The following is an 18,620-nucleotide window of genomic DNA, read 5'->3' on the forward strand; positions in this document are numbered from 1 at the left end:
CAGACTGTGCCATTTGCTCGCACCTCATCGCCGTGCCCCAGGAAACCGAACTCAAACTCGAACTGCACCCCGCCGATCTGCCGCGGCTGCTCGCACACCCGTTGCTGCAGGCGCAACCGCCGCGGCGCGAGCGCCTGTTCAACACCTATTTCGACACCTCCACGCTGACCTTGCGCGCGCAGCGCCTGGCCGTGCGCGAGCGCCGTGTGGGCAGGCGCACGCTGCTCACGGTCAAGACCGCGGGCTCTTCGGTGGGGGGCCTGTCGCGGCGCGGTGAGTGGGAAGCGCCCTGCCGCCCCGGTCGCTTCGACTTCGCCGCCCTGGTCGACGACGCGGACTTGGCGCAACAGCTCATGGGCGTGGCCTGGCAACTCGTGCCGGTGTTCCGCACCGATTTCGTCCGCCGCAGCTGGCGCCTGTGCCATGGCTCGGCAGAGGTGGAACTGGCACTCGACCAGGGCTGCATCACCACCGGCAACGCAGAGGGGAACCGCCGCCAGGCCATCCTGGAGGTCGAGCTCGAGCTCCTGAGCGGCCCGGTGGACGCGCTGCTGGATCTGGCGCACACGCTTGCGCTCGGACCGCAAGGGCAGGCCGCGCAGGGGCTGCGGCTGCTGCCGGCCCAGCGCAGCAAGGCCGAGCGAGGCTACGCCCTGTTCACGGGCGAGCGCCCGCAGCCAGTGAAGGCGCTGCCGGTGCAGATCGGCGCCGACATGGACCCGGTGCAGGCGTTTTGTGCCGCCGCGCTGAGCTGCCTGACCCACCTGCAGGCCAACGAGGCAGGTGTGGTGCCGCCCGGTGCCGATGGCGCCTGGCCCGACCCGGAGTTCGTGCACCAGGCGCGCGTGGCGCTGCGGCGCCTGCGCACCGGACTGCGCCTGTTTCGTGGTCACCTCCCCGACCGGTTCGTGGCGCATTGGGCGCAGGAATGGAAGGCCCTTGCCAGCGAACTGGGTGATGCGCGCAACTGGGATGTCTTCGCCACCGAGTGGCTGCCCCGGCGCATGGACCGCCTTGCCCCCACCGATGCGCCGGACGCCGCCCTTCGGCCGGTGCTCGACTGGGTGCAGGCACAGCGCCGTGCGGCCGGCCTGCGCGCAGCGCGCGCGCTGGGCAGCCCGGCGCACGCGCTGCGCCTGCTGGCCTTCACCCGCGCCGTGCTGCGGCTCCAGTCGTCCGAGCGTTCCGCGATCCCCGGCGCCCCACTCCTGGCCGACTGGGCGCGCGATACCCTGCGCGCGCGCCACGCCGCGCTGCGCCAGGAAGCGCGGCGAGCGCGCCGCCTCGGCCCGGAAGGCCGGCACGCGCTGCGCATCGCGCTGAAAAAGCAGCGCTACGCGCAGGAGTTCCTGGCCAGCCTGCTGCCGCCGAAGCGGGTGGAGCGCAGCACCGCCATGCTGGCCGATGCGCAGGAACTGCTGGGGCAGCTCAACGACCTGAACACCGCGCAGGCCTTGCTGGCATCTGCGCCTCCCGCGCTGGTCAACCCTTTGCTGCGCCGCTGGCAGCTGGAGCTGCAGGGGCAGCTGGAGCACGGCCTGCTGGCCTTGCCCGCGCTGGAGCGGGCGCTCGAGGAAACGCCCGTGCCCTGGGGGTAGGAGCCTCCACGCTCGGTCGCTGCCGCTCGAGGGGGCTGATCCGGCTTGGGGCGGCCCGGCGCCGGATCGGGCTTCGTGCGCACAGCGGGTGGTGGGAACTGGCGTTCAGACGCGCGCGCTTGGCCGCGCGGCCACCTTGTCGCGCCAGGCCTGCAGCGCGTGCAGGCCTTCGTCGGCCGGTTTGAAGTGCGCAAGGCGCGCGAACTCCACGGTGCAGAACGCGGTGATGTCGGCGATGGTGAAGCGCTCGCCCGCCACCCAAGGCTGGCGCTGCAGCTCGGCGTCGAGCCAGGTGGCGGTCTCGCGTGCCTTGGCCACCTGCGACCGGCCATAGTCCGGGAACTGCGGCTGCTCCAGTGGCGCCAGGCCCGGATGGGTGTGGCGGATCGCGTTGGCCAGCGGCAGCATGAAGTACCACTCCATGCGGCGGTCGGCCATTTCGATGAAAGCGCGCTCCTCGGCGTTGTGCCCCATCAGGTTCGGCTCGGAAAAGCGGCCTTCGATCCAGGTGCAGATGGCGCGTGTCTCGGTCAGCACGCGCCCGTCGTCGAGTTCCAGCGCCGGCACGCGCGCCAGCGGGCTCTTGGCGCGGTAGTCGGCGGTCTTGTGCTCCTGGGCATTGAGGTCGATGTTGACCAGCTCCAGGCCATTGATGTGCTTCTCCACCAGAAACATCAGGACGCGACGCGGGCTGGGTGCGCGGGGCGACACATACAGCTTCATGCGGCCCCCTGGCGCGTCTTCAGGCTCTGGCCGGTTTCGACCATGCGGCGCGCTTCCTCGGCAAAGCGCTGCGCGGCCGCGTCGCCGTCGCGCGTGAGGTCCACCCGAGACGCTGGTCGCTCGATGCCGCGCTGCACCGCCGGCCGCGCGCGGATCGCATCGCGCCAGCGCCTGAGGTGCGGCAGGTCGTCGATCTCCACGCCCGACCAGCGGTGCGTGCGCACCCAGGCCCAGTTGGCGATGTCGGCGATGGAGTAGTCGCCGGCCAGGTACTCGTGCTGTTGCAGATGCCTGTCGAGCACGCGGAACAGGCGTTTGCACTCGCCCTGGTAGCGGTCGATGGCCGCCGGAATCTTTTCGGGGAAGTAGCGGAAGAACACATTGGCCTGCCCCATCATCGGACCGATGCCCCCCATCTGGAACATCAGCCACTGCAGCACGCGCGAGCGACCCTGGGTGTCCGATGGCATGAGCTGCCCGGTCTTCTCGGCCAGGTAGATCAGGCAGGCGCCCGACTCGAACACCGCGAAACCGCCGGCCTCGTGGTCCACGATGGCGGGGATGCGGCCGTTGGGGTTGATGGCGAGATAGTCCGGGCTGCGCTGCTCGCCCGCGCCGAGGTCGAGCACCTTGAGCGCGTAGGCCAGGCCCAGTTCTTCCAGCGCGATGGACACCTTGTGCCCGTTGGGCGTGGCGGCCGTGTAGAGATCGATCATGCGGAACCCTCGGAACAACCAGCGCGCATCCTAGTGCGCGCCGGCGTCCGTCGCCTGTCGCGCAGGCTACGGGTTCAGACCATGAACCCGAGGTTGCTCGGGTACTCGGCGCTGTTGAAGTTGACGAGGTGGGGCAGGATGCCGTTCATCTCGGCGCCCTGCACACCGAACCAGGTGGCCAGCGTGCCGGCGTACTGGTCCACCGAGGTGCTGGGCAGCAGGCGGCCCTGGCCCACGTGCCACTGGTCGTTGGCATCGACGGTGGAGTCGCCCACGCTCACCGGTGGGGCGCTGCCGTAGAAGGCCTTGCCCCTGACTGCGCCACCGACCATGAAGTGGTGGCTGCCCCAGCCGTGGTCGGAGCCGTCGCCGTTGGAGGTGAGGGTGCGGCCGAAGTCGGAGGCGGTGAAGGCCGTCACCTTGTCGGCCACGCCCAGCTGCACGGTGGCTGCGTGGAAGGCGGTGAGCGCCGCGCTCAGGCGCCCCATCAGGTTGGCCTGGCCGTTGACCAGGTTGTCGTGCAGGTCGAAACCGCCCATGGAGACGAAGAACACCTGGCGGCGGCTGCCGAGGTTGTCGCGCGCGGCGATCAGGCGCGCCACCAGCTTGAGCTGGTCGGCCAGGTTGTTGCCGGTGGGAAAGGCGTTGAAGGGCGCGTTGGTCGCGGGAAACGCATTCAGGGCCCCGGTGACCGCGCTTTCGGCGCCCACCGCGCGGGCGGTGACCAGGTTGTATTCGTTCTCCAGCACATGGCTGCGGGTCTGCAGGGCCAGTTGCAGCATGGCCGCGCGCACTGCCGCCGAGCTGTAGACGTTGTTGTTCAGGCTGTTGATCTTGACCGCGCCGTTGGTGCTGACCTGGTAGGACAGCGCCTGGTCGCCCGAGAGGAAGACGGTGTTGCCGGCTACCGAAATGCAGGAGAGCACGCTGCTGGTGTTGTACGAGAGCGCGAGGTCGCCGATCTGGCCGCCCCATCCTGTGGTGGCGCCTTCGGCTTGCGAGGTCTGCCAGACCGACTGCTGGTCGTTGTGCGAGAACAGCTTGGGTGGCAGCGGGTAGAGCGCGCGGTTGCCGCTGCGGTACTGCTGGCGCGTGATCGGCACCACCAGCGGCCCCACGTTGAGCTGCACCGCCGCCGCGCCGCTGTTGAACAGGCCGGCCAGTCCGGTCATGGACGGGTGCAGGGCGTACTGGCGCCCCCCCGGCAGCGCCACCGTGGGGTGGAGCAGCGTGGGCGCCATGTCGGCCTGGCCGATGGCAATGCCGCCGGCCGTGCGGTTGGCGCCGCCGCCGCGGATCGCGCTGTACTGGTCGTAGCTGGCGTTGTCGTAGTTGATGACGGTGTTGGCGTAGTCGTTGCCTCCGAACAGGAAGACGCAGACCAGCGCCTTGTAGTCGGTGGCGTTGAACGCCGCGGCGTCGGCCATGGCCGTCAGGTTCAGGGCAGTGGGCAGGGCAGCACCGGTGAAGGCGAGCTGGCCGGCGCGGCGCAGGAAGGCGCGGCGCGTGTGCTTGTCGGGCTGGAGGAAATGCATGGCGGGCCCCTTACTTCTGGATCAGGTACTCGGCCGAAGCCATGACCATCAGGATGGCGGCCCAGACGCGACGCAGCTTGACGGTCTGGGTGCTGGCGGTGGTGACCGCTGTGGCGTTGAGCGCGCTGACCATGGTGGCGCGCGTGGTCGACGAGATCTGGTCGGCGGCGAGCACCAGGCAGACGTGGTTCACCAGCGCCTCGGCATCGGCCACCAGCGCGAGTTCGCGGGTGTAGTTGGCGGTGATGTCGTAGGCGTAGTTGTTGTACGCGGCTTGTGGCACCGCCGGGTTGGGGCAGTTCAGGCCCCGCTCGATCACGCTCTGCATGAAGTTGAGGTAACCACCCACCGTGGTCTCGTTGACGAGCTGGAACTCGGGCGCCGTGGCGCCGGATGCCGAGAGCGCGGTGCCGGGCGGCACGTAGCCGGGCCGGAAGAAGTTGAAGACCGAGGGTGCGCGCAGCGGGCTCTGACCCAACTGCGTGCCGGCGTTGTTGAGGTCGAACAGCTTCCAGCTGCCGGCGGCCGAGGTCACGCCGAAGGTGCGGGCCCACTGCACGAAGCGCAGCATCGGTTCGCGCAGCTTGCCGAAGGTGCTGCTTTGCAGCGTCTGCGGGCCGCGCGCCTCGTCGTCCAGCAGGATCGCCACCCACACCGCCTTGAGGTCACCGCGTTCGCCCGCGCCGTTGTCGTTGAAGCGTGCCGCCACGCGCGCCACGTAGGCCGGGCTGGGGTTGCTGGTCACCAGGCGCTGGATCATCTGGCGCGCGAAGAAGGGCGCGGCATTGGGGTGGTTGAACAGCGTGTCCAGTGCCATGCGCAGCGCGGTGGTGCCGTCTGTGTTGGCGGGCACCGTGGTGCCCAGGAAACGGGCTTCCAGCATGGAGTGCCGGCTGGCGTTGAACGACATCGGCTTGCGGGCGAAGGCGCGCGACTCGATGGTGTAGCTCTGCCCGGGCACGGTATGGCGCACGCCGTCGGAGCGGTCGAAGTCGTAACCGGTGAACACGCGCGCCAGGCCGGTGACGTCGTCCTGGCCGTAGGTCTCCTGCGGCACGCCGCCACTGGTCTGCTCCGTGCCGTCGAGGTTGAGTTTGTACACGCCGATGGTGAACAGCTGCATCACTTCGCGCGCGTAGTTCTCGTCCGGCACGCGCCCGTTGCTGTTCTCCTTCTGGTTGCCCTTGGTGTTGAGGAAGTAGCCCATCGCCGGATGCAGCGTGACGTCTTCCAGCAGTTGCCGGTAGCTGCCGAAGGCGTTGCGCATCAGTGTGTCCCACCAGCTCGCATAGGCGTGGGACCGCCAGGTGAACTCGGCCGAGCTCAGCGAGGTCACGAAGAACTCCGACAACGCCAGCGCGATGCGCTTGCGCATCATGTCCGGCCCGGCCAGCAGCTGGTTCCAGATCATGAAGTCGGCCGGGTAGTGGTTGAAGAAGTAGCTGTTGCTGTCCACCGCGCCGTAGCCCCGGGCCTCCAGCCAGTTCCAGCCGGTGATGCCCCGGTAGTTCGCGAACTGGTTGGCCAGCCATTGCGCGTAGCTCATGCCACGCAGTTCGGTGATTTCGGTCGGGGTCGAGGAGAACTGGGCCTGCTGCAGGAAGCGCGCGGCCTCGGCATCGCTGGTCGCATCTGCGTGGGTGAAGCCACTGGTGGGGAAGTCGACGATGCCTACGACGGCGGGGGCCTCGGGTGTGTTCCCGCCATCGTTGCCGCCGCCACCGCCGCCACAAGCCGCGAGCAGCGCCGCCGCGGCCAGCGGCGTCAGGGCATGCAAGGGCGAAGACGCAGGATTCTCCGGCGACGATCCGGGTTCGTGGTGTGCCGCGGCAGTGTCCATATCCGCAGTTTCAACAGGCGCTTCGATGTCCGTCATGGCGATCCCTCCTCGGTTCGACGAGCGCGAGTGTAGGGAGCCGCCGGCCACGGATCCGGCCGGTTTTCAAGTCGTTACAGCTGGGTGTGGCGCGCCTGCGGCATCCGCCGGGCGGCCATACCGCTGGGGGGTATCCGGCGGCCTCTTGTCGAATTTCAGGTGCGCGCCGCGTGCAGTTCGTCTCGCGTTTTCAGCGCTACGCGGCGCGCGGCCTCGGCAAAGTCGGCACCGGACGACGCATACAGGATGGCACGCGAGGAATTCACGATGATCGCGCCGGTGGTTTCGCCCGCCTGCGTGCGCAGGCCGGCCTTGACGGTGGCCACCGCGTCGCCACCCTGTGCCCCGACGCCGGGGATCAGCAGCGGCAGCGTGGGCGCGATCTCGCGCACGCGCTCGATCTCGGCGGGGTAGGTCGCGCCCACGACCAGACCCAGCTGCCCGTTCAGGTTCCAGGGGCCCTGTGCCAGGCGCGCCACGTGTTCGTACAGGCGCGGCTCGCCCTCGATGGACGCAAAGCGCTGGTTCTGCAGGTCGTCGCCACCGGGGTTGGAGGTTCGGCAGAGCAGGAAGGCGCCCTTGCCGTGGTACTGCAGGTAGGGCTGCACGGAGTCGAAACCCATGAAGGGCGAGAGCGTGACCGCGTCCGCGCCATAGCGTTCAAAGGCCTCGATCGCGTACTGCTGTGCGGTGCTGCCGATGTCGCCGCGCTTGGCGTCCAGGATCACCGGCACCTGGGGCGCAACGCTGCGCATGTGCGCCATCAGGCGTTCGAGCTGTTCCTCGGCGCGGTGCGCGGCGAAGTAGGCGATTTGCGGCTTGAAGGCGATCGCGGTGTCGGCCGTGGCCTCGACGATGGCGGCGCAGAAGTCGTAGATGCGGGAGGCGTCGTCCTTCAGGTGCGCGGGAAAGCGCGCCGGATCAGGGTCCAGGCCCACGCACAACAGGGAACGGTTCTGGCGCTCGGCGTTGCGCAACTGGTCGAGAAAGGTCATGGGGCGTGATTTTAGTTGGCGCCCTCTCGCGCGGCCTTGGCGGGCGTTCGACGGAGTGCCCGCCTAAGATCGCTGCCATGCACGCCCTTACACGCCAGCAACTGGTTCTCCTCGTCCTGCTCACCATCGTCTGGGGCGTCAACTGGCCGATCATGAAGTTCGGCGTGACCGGCTTCCCCCCATTGACGTTTCGCACCATCTGCATGTGGATCGGCCTGCCGGTGCTGGGCCTGTTCCTGTGGTGGCGGCGCGTGCCATTTCGCATCGGGCGCGAACACTGGCCGGAGCTGGCCTTGCTCACGGTGTTCAACATGCTGTTCTGGCACACGCTGGCGATCCTGGCGATCCAGACCCTGTCCAGCGGCCGCGCCGCGATCCTGGGCTACACCATGCCGGTGTTTTCGGCCCTGGTCGGCGCCTGGTGGTTCGGCCAGCGCCTGGCCCTGCGTGGCTGGGGCGGCGTGGCGGCGGCCTCGCTGGGGGTGCTGTTGCTGCTGTGGCACGAGTTCACCCGGCTCTCGGGCAAGCCGATGGGCGTGCTGATGATGCTGGTGGCCGCCGCCGCCTGGGCCCTGGGCACGCAGCTGCTGCGCCGCACCCGCATCCCGCAGCCCACGCTGACGATTTCTTTCTGGCTCACCGCGCTCACCACGGTGTGGATGACTGTGCTGGCACTGGTCTTCGAACGCGGGGCCTGGGCCTGGCCCACGCCCGGGATCTGGTGGGCCATCGTCTACAACGCGCTGGGCGTGTTCGCGTTCGCGCAGGTGGCCTGGCTCTCGCTGGCGCGCGACCTGCCACCGATCGCATCCACCCTGTCGGTGATGTTCATCCCCGTGCTGGGCGTGTTCAGTGGCGCGTGGTGGCTGGGCGAAGTGCTGCGCTGGCAGGACTGGGCCGCCGTCGCGCTGGTGATGGTGGCCATTGCCTCGGTGCTGTGGCCGTCGCGCCGCACGGCGGAGGTGCCCCACACCTGAGCATCAGGGCCTGTTCACGCAGGCCCTGGCGCGGCGGTCTCGAGTGTGTGCATCGCCAGGCACAGGTCGGCCCAGGCCTTGCCCTTGTCGGCGGGGGTGCGCAGCAGGTAGGCCGGGTGGTAGGTCACGATCACCGGCACGCCTTCGTAGCGGTGCACCCGGCCGCGCAGTCGGCCGATGGGCTCGGTGGTCCTGAGCAGCGACTGCACCGCGAAACGCCCCATGGCGACGATGACCTTCGGCTGCACCAGCGCCACCTGGCGCGCCAGGTAAGGCTCGCACTGTGCGACTTCGTCCGGCAGGGGGTTGCGGTTGGCGGGCGGGCGGCACTTGAGCACGTTGGCGATGAATGCGCCTTGCGCGCCTTCGCCGGCGCGGCTACGGCCCACGGCGCGCAGCATGTTGTCGAGCAGCTGGCCGGCCGCGCCCACGAAGGGTTCGCCCTGCAGGTCCTCGTTCTCGCCCGGGGCTTCGCCGACGATCATCCAGTCAGCCTGCACGTCGCCGACGCCGAACACGGTGTTCTTTCGGCCCTTGCACAGGCCACAGGCCTGGCAGGTGGCCACCGCTTCGCGCAGGGCAGGCCAGTCCAGGGTGTCGATGTCGCCCGGCCGGCGCGGCGGTGCCAACGGGCTCGCCACGGTTGCGGCCACCGTGGGGCGCGCGACGGGTGGGCGCGCGGGCACCGGCGCCGTGCTCGTCGTTCGGGCCTCCGTGGTCGTTCCGGCCGCCGGTGCCGCGGCAGCCGCCGGTGTGGGCCGGGGCGCCCAGACGCGCACGCCCATTTCGGCCAGCATCGCGCGCTGGCGGGCATCGAGCTGCGGCACGAAGGAGGTGTCGGGTTCCATCACGGGCGTGCCTCCGCCGCGTCGCCGGGTACCAGGTTGAGGCTCATGACCACGGCGTCTTCCCGCTGAAGATGCCCTGCCGGGTAATAACCCTTGCGCAGCCCGACCTGTTTGAAGCCATGGCGTTCATACAGTCTGCGTGCGGGCGCGTTGCTTTCGCGCACCTCCAGCCAGAGCCATTGCGCGCCCTGCGCGCGCGACCACAGCGCCAGCGCATCGAGCATGAAGCGCGCCCAGCCCTGGCGCTGGTGCGCCGGGGCCACGGTGACATTGAGCAGGTGCATCTCGTCCACGCCCGGCATGGCGACCAGATAGCCCAGCAGCACGCTTCCGTCGGCGCGCGCGGTCTGGGCCCGTTCGTGCGGCAGCGCCTCGCCCAGCAGCAACACGGCCGGGTAGCCCGACTGCAGCGAATCGCGGAAGTGCTTGCGCGACCACGGGTGGGCATAGGCGCAGGACTCCACGGCGTGCACCGCGTCCAGGTCGGCCTCGGTCATGGGCGCGAAGGCGATGCGGCGCTCGCGCGCGCAGTCGGGCCGCGTGTCCGGTGCTGTCCAGGTTCGGGGCGGGTTTACCGCCGCCGGTCGGGCGAGACCGCCGGCCATGGCGACGAGCAGGGCGTTCACGGAGGTGTCCATGCGCGGACCTCAATGCACAGTGCCCGCGGCCACCCGCTGCCGCTCGCGTTCGTTGGTGGTCTGGGCAACCTTGTCGCGCACATACAGCGGCAGCGCGTCGCGCGCGGCCAGCGCCCCGCCTTCGGCGATCAGGGCCGGCGCCAGGCGCATCAGGGCGGAGGCCGTGGGCAGGGCGGGGCAGCGCAGGCCGCGGAGCCCGGCCAGTTCCAGGTCGTAGGTGGCAAACACATTGCCCGCAAGCAGCGCGCGGCCAGCGGGCAGCAGCCCGTCCAGATGCGTGGCCAGATCCCGTGGCGCGCACAGGCGGGGTGGTGCCAGGGCCGAGAGCCCCGCGGCCGTGCAGGCGTACAACGCGAGGTACAGCTCGCCCATGCGGGCGTCGAGCAGAGAGACCACCGTGTCGGGCGCAGGCTGGCCGGTCAGCGCGTGCGCGTGGCGCGCCTCTTCGGCCAGGGCCAGCAGCGTGTCCACCGGCAGCACCGGCAAGCCGCCCGGGCGGGCCGCGTCCTGGGCGCCGTAGGCCAGGCCCTGGGCCACGGCGCAGGCGGTGCGCAGGCCGGTGAACGAGCCCGGACCGCGGCCGAAGACGACCGCATCCAGGCTGGCGAGCGGCCAGCCCGAGGCATCGAGCAGCTGCTGCACCAGTGGCAGCAGCGTGGTCGAGGCCATGGCGCCGCCGGGCCCGGTGTGTTGCCACAGCGGGCCGTCGGGTGCGCCCGTGCCCAGCGCCACCGAGAGGGTGTCGGTGCTGGTTTCGATGGCAAGCAGGCGCAGGGCGGAAGGCATCCGGGGATTATCGGCCACCGTGCATGCCCATGCCGTGTGGTGCGGGTGCGCCACCGGCCGTCTTTTGTCACGCCCGCCCGCCCTCTCGCGGCCGCACTGGCGGGTCCGCGTTTCATAATGAAACACCCATGCCGTTCCGCCTGCCTTTCCTGCGTTGTCCCCTCTTTGTCCGCGTGCTCACGCTGTGGGTGCTTGCGGGCGCCGGTTTGCCCGCCTGTGCACAGATGCCGGGCCGTGGTGCGGCCCTCCCGCCGGCGGTGATGGAGGCCCTCAACCGGGCCCAGGTGCCGGCCAGCGCGCTGTCGGCACTGGTGGTGTCGGTCGAGCCTGACGCGCACGAGCGCCTGCGCCACCAGGCCGGGGTGCTGGCCAATCCCGCGTCGGTGATGAAGCTGGTGACGTCCTATGCGGCCATCGACCTGTTGGGCCCGGATTTCACCTGGAGCACGCGCTTCTATACCGACGGCACGGTCGACAACGGCGTGTTGCGTGGCAACCTCTACGTGCGCGGCGGCGGCGACCCCAAGCTGGTGCTCGAACGCGTTCATGAAGCCTATTACGCCCTGCAGAGCCAGGGCGTGCAGGTGATCCTGGGCGACATGGTGCTCGATCACAGCGCCTTCGACCTGCCCTACACCGACCCCGGCGCCTTCGACGGCGAGGCTCTGCGCCCGTACAACGCCTCGCCCGACGCGCTGCTCGTCAACTTCAAGTCGGTCATCCTCAGCTTTCAGCCCGACCCGGCCAACGGTGTGGCCTACGTCATCAGCGAGCCGCCTCTGGCCGGCCTGGCGATCGACGCCACCGTGCCGTTGTCGCGCACCGCCTGCGGCGACTGGCGCACGGCCGTGCAGGCGCGCTTCGACGACCCGGACAGCATCCGATTCGAAGGTCGCTACCCGCAGAAATGCGGCGAGCTCAAATGGCCCGTGGCCTACCAGCAGCCCGCCAGCTACGCCGCGCGCGCGCTCGAGGGCCTGTGGCGCGCCGGTGGTGGCGTGATCACCGGGCGGGTGCGCAGCGGGCTCACGCCGCCGGATGCCGTGTTGCTGCTCGACGCACCGTCCCTGCCGCTGTCGGAGATCCTTGTGGACGTGAACCAGTGGAGCAACAACGTGATGGCGCAGCAGGTGTTCCTTACGCTGGGACAGCTCGCACCGCCTCCGCTGTCCACCGTCACGGTGGTCGCACCGGGCTCGGCCGCTGATCGCCTGGTACCGGCGCGCACCGCGCGCTTCGAGAGCTCGCGCGAGGTGCTGCAGGCCTGGTGGGCGCGCACCTTCGGCCCACGCGTGGCCGCGCCGGTGATCGACAATGGCTCGGGCCTCTCGCGCGACGAGCGCATCACCCCCGAGGCGCTGGCCAGCTTGCTGCGCCACGCCGCGCGCCATCCGCAGGGCGCTCAGTTCATGCAGTCCCTGTCGGTCGCGGGCGTCAACGGCACGGCCGCGCGGCTGGCACGCGGCGAGAACAGCAGTGCGCGGGGCAACGCCTGGATCAAGACCGGCTCGTTGCGCGATGTCAGCGGCATTGCGGGCTACGTGAACGCCGCGAACGGCGCGCGCTATGTGCTCGTCGGCTTCATCAACCACCCCAATGCGCCCGCGGCCCGGCCCGCGCTGGACGCCTTGCTGGAGTGGACGGCCTCGCTGCCCGACTGAACCGGACACCGGCAACCATGCAACTGGGCGATGTCATCGGCTACGGTGCCGCGTGCCTGACCACGGCGAGCTTCGTGCCCCAGGCCTGGTTGACTTTCCGCACGCGCGACGTCAGCGGCATTTCGCTGGGCATGTACAGCGTGTTCGCGGTCGGTGTGACCCTGTGGCTGTTCTACGGCCTGAGCCTGGGTGCCTGGCCGGTGGTGGTGGCCAATGCCATCACGCTGACGCTGGCGCTGGCCATCCTGGCGATGAAGTTGCGCTTCGGGCGCGCTCCCGACGCCTGAACGCCCTTGGCTTCGGGCGCCGTCAGGCCGCCGCGCGTTGCAGGCGGTCGCGCACGCCGTCCCAGGCGGCGTCGGCCGGCGGTGTTTCCACCCAGATCAGGCGAACGCCGGTAGCGTCGAGTTCGCGCAGTACCGCAAACAGTTCCTGGGCGCAGCGCGCCGCGTCGTCCGGCATGCGGCGCAGCGGCACGCCCCGCGCGGCCTTGACCGGGCTGCGCGCGTACACGGCGATGTGCTTCGCGTCGCTGCCCAGCACGTCCAGCGCGGTCTGCAGCGGCTTGCTGTCCATGAGACGCACGGTGGCGCGCGGCGCGTAGTGCGATTCGAGCGTGCCGGAGGCGCGCGGCGCGGCCTCGTCGCGTGCGCGCAGGGGCTGGCCGCAGGCGGCTTCGAGCTGCGCGGGCGTGATCATGCCGGGGCGCAGCAGCACCGGGTGGCTGCGCGTGGCGTCGACGATGGTGGACTCGATGCCCACCGGGCAGGCGCCGCCGTCCAGGATCAGCAGGGCATCATCCGGCAGGGCCGCGAACTCCTCGGCCACGTGGGCGGCGGTGGTGGGGCTGACCCGGCCGAAACGATTGGCGCTGGGCGCGGCCACGCCGTGCACGCCCTGCGCGGCCGCGGCATTGAGCAACGCCTGCGCCACCGGGTGCGCCGGGCAGCGCAGGCCCACCGAATCCTGCCCGCCGGCCGCGACCGCGGCCACACCCTCGCGGCGCGGCAGGATGACCGTGAGCGGGCCGGGCCAGAAACGGTCCATCAGCGCGGCGGCGAATGCCGGCACCTCGCGCGCATAGTGGTCCACGCCGGCGCGCCAGGTGCGCGCGCCCTCGCCGTGCGCGAGATGCACGATCAGCGGGTGGTCGGCGGGCCGGCCCTTGGCGTCGAAGATGCGGTGCACGGCGCTGGCGTTGTCCGCGTCGGCCGCGAGGCCGTACACGGTCTCGGTCGGCATACCCACCAGTGAGCCCGCGGCCAGGCGCCGCGCCGCGGTATCGATGGCGGCCGGGTCGCCGGCGTTCAGCAGCAGCGGCATGTCAGGCGCCGAGCGCGGGCAGGCCGAGCAGTGCGAGCGCTTGCGCTGCGGTCTCGCGCACGTGCGCCACGCTGGAGCCGGTGACGTTGAGGTGCCCCATCTTGCGGCCCGGGCGCGCACCCAGCTTGCCGTACAGGTGCAGGTGCGTGCCGGGCAGGGCCAGCACCGCCGCCCAGGGCGGCGACACCGGGGTCTTGCTGGCCTGGGCGCGCACCGCATTGGGCTCGAACCAGAGATCACCCAGCAGATTGACCATGATGGCCGGGCTGTGCTGGCGCGGCGCGGGCAGCGGCAGGCCGGCGAGCGCGCGCACCTGCGCTTCGAACTGGGAGATGTCGCAGGCGTTCTGCGTGTAGTGCCCGCTGTTGTGCGGGCGCGGGGCCATTTCGTTCACCACCAGGTCGTGCGTGCCGTCGGCCTGCTCCACCACGAAGTATTCGACGCACAGCACACCGACGTAGCGCAGGTGGTTCGCGATGGCGACGGTGCTGGCCTGCGCGCGCTGCGCCAGACCGGCCTCGATGGCGCCGTCGAACACTTCCGTGGTCGCGAGAATGCCGTCGTGGTGGGTGTTCTTCTGCACCGGAAAACTCACCACCTGGCCGTCCGCGCCGCGCGCCACGATCACCGAGCATTCGGCGCGCAACCTGAGCATCTTCTCCAGCACGCAGGGGACCTTGTCGAGCTGGTCCCAGGCCTGGGCGAGTTGCGCGCGCGAGGACACGCGCACCTGGCCCTTGCCGTCGTACCCCATGCGCGCGGTCTTCAGGATGCCCGGCAGCAGATCGTCCGTCACGGCGGCGAGAGAGGCATCGGTGGTGATGACGGCATGCGGCGCGGGCGACACGCCACTGAGTGCGGCGCATTGCACGAAGTGCGCCTTTTCCTTGACGCGGTCCTGCGCCACGGCGACGCAGGACGCCGACGGAGCCACCACACGCTGCGCGGCGAGCGTGGCCAGTGCAGCCGCGGGTACGTTCTCGAACTCGGTGGTGATGGCGTCGCAGCGCTGGGCGAGTTGCGCCAGTCCCTGTTCGTCGCCGTAGGCAGTCTTGATGTGGTGGTGGCTGATCAGCCCGGCCGGGCTGGCGGGATCGGGATCGAGCACCACCGTGGCGTAGCCCATCGCCTGGGCCGCCTGCACGAACATGCGGCCGAGCTGGCCACCGCCCATCACGCCGAGCGTGACGGGTTGACCATTGGGGGAGGGGCTGCCGGGAAGAAGGGGCTTGAGGCTCATGCGGGCAGTGTCATGCCGCGCGCGGCCGCGGTCTGTTGGGCGCGGAAGGCCTCGAGCTTGTGGCGCAGTTCGGGGTTGTCGCAGGCCAGCATGGCCACGGCGAACAGGGCGGCGTTGGCCGCGCCGGCTGCGCCAATGGCAAACGTGGCGACCGGCACACCCTTGGGCATCTGCACGATGCTGTGCAGCGAGTCCACGCCGCTGAGGTGCTTGCTGGCCACCGGCACGCCGAGTACCGGCACCACGGTCTTTGCCGCGAGCATGCCGGGCAGGTGGGCGGCGCCGCCCGCGCCAGCGATGATGGCCTTGAGGCCGCGCAGGGCGGCCGCTTCGGCATAGGCGAACATGTCGTCCGGCATGCGGTGCGCCGACACCACGCGCGCTTCGTGCTCGATGCCGAAGTCCTGCAGGACCTGCACGGCGTGCTGCATGGTGTCCCAGTCGCTGCTGGAGCCCATGAGCACGCCCACTTGGATGGAGTTCATGTGAGTGCCTCTGGCCGATGAGCCCCGGCGGGGCTGGACCGGTGGCGCGCGCATGCAACGCGGCGCTCTCCGGTAAAGTGTCGATTTTACGTTTGCCGCCCGCCGATACCGCGCGGGCGGTCCTGCCAGGCCGCTCCCCATGATCAACGTCACCGTCGCCAATTTTGAAGCCGAAGTCATCGAGGCTTCGATGCAGACACCTGTGCTGGTGGATTTCTGGGCCCCGTGGTGCGGCCCCTGCAAGGTCATCGGCCCGCTGCTGGAAAAGCTGGAGACCGATTACGCGGGCCGCTTCAAGCTGGTCAAGATCGACTCGGACCAGGAGCAGCAGCTCGCCGCCGCGTTCGGCGTGCGCAGCATTCCCACCTGCGTGCTGCTCATGAACGGTCAGCCGGTCGACGGCTTCATGGGCGCGCTGCCCGAGGGGCAGATCAAGGCTTTCCTGGACAAGCACCTGCCGAGCGCCGAGGCACTCGAGGCCGAGGAGGCGGAAGCCGAGGCGCAGGACGCGCTGGCCGAGGGCGATCTCGAAGGCGCGCTGGAAAAGCTGCAGCAGGCGGTGCAGACCGCGCCGGACAACGACGATGCGCGCTTCGACCTGGTCAAGCTGCTGCTCGAACTCGGTCAGGACGACGACGCCAAGGTGGCGTTCGCGCCGGTGATCGCCAAGGCCGCGGGCGTGCGCCGGCTCGATTCGCTGCAACGCTGGATGGCCGCGCGCGATGCCCAGGCCGGTGTGCCGGACCCCGAGGCGCGCGCCGCCGCCCTGCAGGCTGCGATCGCGGCCAACAAGCGCGACTTCGATGCGCGCTTCGCGCTCGCGCAGCTGCTGATGGCCTACGGCCAGTGGACGGCGGCGATGGACGAATTGCTGGAAATCCTGATGCGCGACAAGACCTGGAACGAGGACCTGGCGCGCAAGACCTTCATTGCCATCCTCGACGTGATCGAGCCGCCCAAGCCCAAGGTGGCCGAGGGCCAGGTGCCGCCGGAAGACCCGACGGTGGCGACGTATCGCCGCCGCCTGTCGAGCGTTGTGTTGAGCTGAATCCGTTGGGACCGGGCCTGTCCCCCCGTTCGCCCTGAGCCTGTCGAAGGGCCCCACCGCACAGGGGCCTGGAAGGGCTTCGACAGGCTCAGCCCGAACGGAAGCTTCTTCGTACGAACGGAAGCTTCAGCCCATCAGGCGCGTGAGCGCTTCCTGGTATTTCGCGGCGGTCTTCTCGATCACCTCTTTGGGCAGGCGCGGCGCGGGCGGCGTCTTGTCCCAGGGCTTGCCGCCGACCTGGGCGGTTTCCAGCCAGTCGCGCAGGAACTGCTTGTCATAGCTCGGCGGGTTCTGCCCCACCACGTAGCTCTCGGCGGGCCAGTAGCGCGAGCTGTCGGGCGTGAGCACCTCGTCCATCAGCACCAGCCGGCCGGCCTTGTCCAGGCCGAACTCGAACTTCGTGTCGGCGATGATGATGCCCTTCTTGAGCGCGATCGCGGCCGCGGCCTTGTAGAGCGCGATCGACACGTCGCGGATCTGCGCGGCGAGTTCGGGTCCGATCATCTCCACCGTGCGCTCGAAGCTGATGTTCTCGTCGTGTTCGCCCATGGCCGCCTTGGCCGCCGGCGTGTAGATCGGCTCGGGCAGCTGCGAGGCGTTCTGCAGGCCCGCGGGCAGTTGCACGCCGCACACGGCCTGGCCTTCCTGGTACTCCTTCCAGCCGCTGCCGGCGAGGTAGCCGCGCACCACCGCTTCCACCGGGATCGGTTTCAAGCGCTGCACCAGCATCGAACGGCCTGCGACCTGCGGGGCCTCGGCCGCCGACACCACGCTCTCGGGCGCGTCGCCGGTGAGGTGGATCGGGCAGATGTTCAGGCCCTTGGGGCCCAACTGGTCGAACCAGAACAGCGAGAGCCGGGTCAGCAGCTCACCCTTGCCCGGGATCGGCTCGCCCATGATCACGTCGAAGGCGCTGACGCGGTCGCTGGCCACCATCAGGATGCGGTCGTCGCCCACGGCGTAGTTGTCGCGCACCTTGCCGCGTGCCAGCAGGGGCAGGGAGGTGAGGGCCGAGGTATGGAGGGCTGGGGTCATGATCGGATCGGGAATGGGCGGGACAAGAAAAAAGCCCGTTGAACAGCCAACGGGCTTTGAACTATTCCGGGTGATTATCGCAAGTTGGCGGCGCGGCGCCTACTTTGCCGACAGGCCCAGGCGTTCGATCAGTGCCTTGTCCTTGGCGAAGGTCTCGGCGGCCCACTTGCGGTAGTCGTCGCCGCTGCGGTACCACATGGCCTGGTTGAGCTGGCCCAGCACCTCGATGTGCTTGGGATCGTCCATGGCCTTCTTGAAGGCGTCGTGCAACGTCTTCATCACCGCCGGGTCCATGCCCTTGGGGCCTGCCAGGCCGTAGGGCGAGGTGGAGACGACGCCGTAGCCCAGCTCCTGCGCGGTCGGCACCTCGGGCCAGCGCTGGGTGCGCTGTTCGCCGAAGGTGACGAGCAGGCGCATCTGGCCGCTGTCGACGAATTTGTCCCAGCCGCTGGCATCGCTCTGCGCCATCACGTGGCCCCCCAGCAGGGCCGCCACCAGGTCGGCGTTGCCCTTGAACGGGACGTGCGTGAGTTGCACCTTGGCATTGCCGGCCAGCTCTTCCATGATCAGGTGCGGGCTGCTGCCAGTGCCGGTGGAGCCGTAGTTGATCTGGTTGGGCTGCTTGCGCGCCGCCTCGATGTACTCGTTGAAGCTCTTGTAGGGCGAGTCGGCCCTGACGGTCAGGCCGAAGGTGTAGCCCGAGACGCCAATGATGTAGCTGAAGTCGGTGAGCGGGTTCCAGTTGCTCTTCTGCATGTGCGGCAGGCGCAGCAGGCCGAGCGGGAACTGGGAGATGGTGTAGCCGTCGGGCTTGGCGGTCTGCGCCATGGTGCTCGGGCCGAGCGTGCCGCCGGCGCCGGGGCGGTTCTCGATCACGATGGGTTGGCCCAGGTGCTTGCTGGCGATCTCGGCCAGGGTGCGCAGGTGGCGGTCGGTGGAACCGCCGGCGGGCCAGGGGACGATCAGCGTGACCGGGCGGTTGGGGTAGGGCTGGGCCTGCGCCTGGGCAGCGCCCCAGGGCGCGGCAACGGCGGCGGCCGCGGTGGCGGCCAGCAGCAGCGCGCGTCGGCGGCTGGAGTGTTGGCGGGTTGTGCTTGTCATGGTCTTGTCTCCTTGCTGGGGTGGTGGGTGCCGGG

At 69.9% G+C, this 18,620-nt stretch carries 18 protein-coding genes; 5 read left to right on the forward strand and 13 right to left on the reverse strand.

Features of this window, described 5'->3' with window-relative positions:
* Positions 1-32 precede the first annotated feature (32 nt).
* Complete coding sequence (locus K5880_RS10720; RefSeq protein WP_297651527.1) at positions 33-1,598, forward strand: CYTH and CHAD domain-containing protein; 1,566 nt, start codon at positions 33-35, stop codon at positions 1,596-1,598.
* A gap of 105 nt (positions 1,599-1,703) precedes the next feature.
* Here K5880_RS10720 and K5880_RS10725 read toward each other — a convergent pair whose 3' ends face one another.
* The 5 genes from K5880_RS10725 to pyrF all read right to left on the reverse strand — a co-directional run bounded on the left by K5880_RS10725 (position 1,704) and on the right by pyrF (position 7,443).
* The gene (locus K5880_RS10725) at positions 1,704-2,321 is read right to left on the reverse strand and encodes a glutathione S-transferase family protein (RefSeq protein WP_297651529.1); all 618 of its coding nucleotides are present in this window, start codon (positions 2,319-2,321) and stop codon (positions 1,704-1,706) included.
* Positions 2,318-3,037, reverse strand: coding sequence for a glutathione S-transferase N-terminal domain-containing protein (locus K5880_RS10730; protein ID WP_297651531.1), 720 nt, complete (start codon positions 3,035-3,037; stop codon positions 2,318-2,320). Before K5880_RS10730 ends, K5880_RS10725 begins: the two co-directional genes overlap by 4 nt.
* 74 nt (positions 3,038-3,111) lie before the next feature.
* On the reverse strand, positions 3,112-4,572 hold the full coding sequence (locus K5880_RS10735) for a DUF1501 domain-containing protein (RefSeq protein WP_297651533.1): 1,461 nt from the start codon (positions 4,570-4,572) through the stop codon (positions 3,112-3,114).
* A gap of 10 nt (positions 4,573-4,582) precedes the next feature.
* Entirely contained in the window at positions 4,583-6,448 is a 1,866-nt protein-coding gene (locus K5880_RS10740; protein ID WP_297651535.1) for a DUF1800 domain-containing protein, read from the reverse strand.
* Between the two features lie 155 nt (positions 6,449-6,603).
* On the reverse strand, positions 6,604-7,443 hold the full coding sequence (gene pyrF / locus K5880_RS10745; RefSeq protein ID WP_297651537.1) for an orotidine-5'-phosphate decarboxylase: 840 nt from the start codon (positions 7,441-7,443) through the stop codon (positions 6,604-6,606).
* A gap of 77 nt (positions 7,444-7,520) precedes the next feature.
* Between pyrF and K5880_RS10750 the strand changes: the two genes are divergently transcribed.
* A complete protein-coding gene (locus K5880_RS10750) occupies positions 7,521-8,420 on the forward strand; it encodes an EamA family transporter (protein WP_297651539.1) in 900 nt (299 codons plus the stop codon).
* A 14-nt stretch (positions 8,421-8,434) separates the two neighbouring features.
* Here K5880_RS10750 and K5880_RS10755 read toward each other — a convergent pair whose 3' ends face one another.
* The 3 genes from K5880_RS10755 to tsaB form a co-directional block, all read right to left on the reverse strand.
* Positions 8,435-9,268, reverse strand: a complete 834-nt coding sequence (locus tag K5880_RS10755) for a uracil-DNA glycosylase (RefSeq protein ID WP_297651541.1) — start codon at positions 9,266-9,268, stop codon at positions 8,435-8,437.
* Positions 9,268-9,765 carry a ribosomal protein S18-alanine N-acetyltransferase gene (gene rimI / locus K5880_RS10760; RefSeq protein ID WP_297652025.1) on the reverse strand — a complete coding sequence of 166 codons (498 nt, stop codon included), beginning with the start codon at positions 9,763-9,765 and terminating at the stop codon, positions 9,268-9,270. The genes K5880_RS10755 and rimI overlap by 1 nt, the downstream gene beginning before the upstream one ends.
* A 150-nt stretch (positions 9,766-9,915) precedes the next feature.
* A complete protein-coding gene (gene tsaB, locus K5880_RS10765) occupies positions 9,916-10,692 on the reverse strand; it encodes a tRNA (adenosine(37)-N6)-threonylcarbamoyltransferase complex dimerization subunit type 1 TsaB (protein ID WP_297651543.1) in 777 nt (258 codons plus the stop codon).
* Between the two features lie 128 nt (positions 10,693-10,820).
* Between tsaB and dacB the strand changes: the two genes are divergently transcribed.
* Positions 10,821-12,353, forward strand: coding sequence for a D-alanyl-D-alanine carboxypeptidase/D-alanyl-D-alanine-endopeptidase (gene dacB, locus K5880_RS10770; RefSeq protein WP_297651544.1), 1,533 nt, complete (start codon positions 10,821-10,823; stop codon positions 12,351-12,353).
* 17 nt (positions 12,354-12,370) lie between these two features.
* The gene (locus K5880_RS10775; protein ID WP_297651546.1) at positions 12,371-12,640 is read left to right on the forward strand and encodes a SemiSWEET transporter; all 270 of its coding nucleotides are present in this window, start codon (positions 12,371-12,373) and stop codon (positions 12,638-12,640) included.
* A gap of 22 nt (positions 12,641-12,662) precedes the next feature.
* Here the strand turns inward: K5880_RS10775 and K5880_RS10780 are convergent, their stop codons facing one another.
* From K5880_RS10780 to purE, 3 genes are read right to left on the reverse strand one after another with little or no spacing between them, the layout of a single operon-like run.
* Complete coding sequence (locus K5880_RS10780; RefSeq protein WP_297652028.1) at positions 12,663-13,670, reverse strand: L-threonylcarbamoyladenylate synthase; 1,008 nt, start codon at positions 13,668-13,670, stop codon at positions 12,663-12,665.
* Positions 13,671-13,677: 7 nt separating this feature from the next.
* Positions 13,678-14,916 (reverse strand): 5-(carboxyamino)imidazole ribonucleotide synthase, encoded by a 1,239-nt coding sequence (locus K5880_RS10785; protein WP_297651548.1) that lies wholly within the window; start codon positions 14,914-14,916, stop codon positions 13,678-13,680.
* Positions 14,913-15,401: a 5-(carboxyamino)imidazole ribonucleotide mutase gene (gene purE / locus K5880_RS10790; protein ID WP_297651550.1), complete on the reverse strand. Its 489-nt coding sequence runs from the start codon at positions 15,399-15,401 to the stop codon at positions 14,913-14,915. Before purE ends, K5880_RS10785 begins: the two co-directional genes overlap by 4 nt.
* 139 nt (positions 15,402-15,540) lie before the next feature.
* On the opposite strand from purE, the gene trxA reads away from it, so the two are divergent.
* Positions 15,541-16,449, forward strand: coding sequence for a thioredoxin (trxA, locus tag K5880_RS10795; RefSeq protein ID WP_297651551.1), 909 nt, complete (start codon positions 15,541-15,543; stop codon positions 16,447-16,449).
* Positions 16,450-16,575: 126 nt separating this feature from the next.
* Here the strand turns inward: trxA and K5880_RS10800 are convergent, their stop codons facing one another.
* Together K5880_RS10800 and K5880_RS10805 are read right to left on the reverse strand one after the other, a co-directional pair.
* Complete coding sequence (locus tag K5880_RS10800; RefSeq protein ID WP_297651553.1) at positions 16,576-17,484, reverse strand: phosphoribosylaminoimidazolesuccinocarboxamide synthase; 909 nt, start codon at positions 17,482-17,484, stop codon at positions 16,576-16,578.
* A gap of 99 nt (positions 17,485-17,583) precedes the next feature.
* Complete coding sequence (locus tag K5880_RS10805; RefSeq protein WP_297651555.1) at positions 17,584-18,585, reverse strand: tripartite tricarboxylate transporter substrate binding protein; 1,002 nt, start codon at positions 18,583-18,585, stop codon at positions 17,584-17,586.
* Between the last annotated feature and the right edge of the window lie 35 nt (positions 18,586-18,620).

The sequence above is a fragment of the Hydrogenophaga sp. genome (genome assembly GCF_025699295.1).
In the GTDB taxonomy this organism is placed as follows: Bacteria; Pseudomonadota; Gammaproteobacteria; order Burkholderiales; family Burkholderiaceae_C; genus Hydrogenophaga.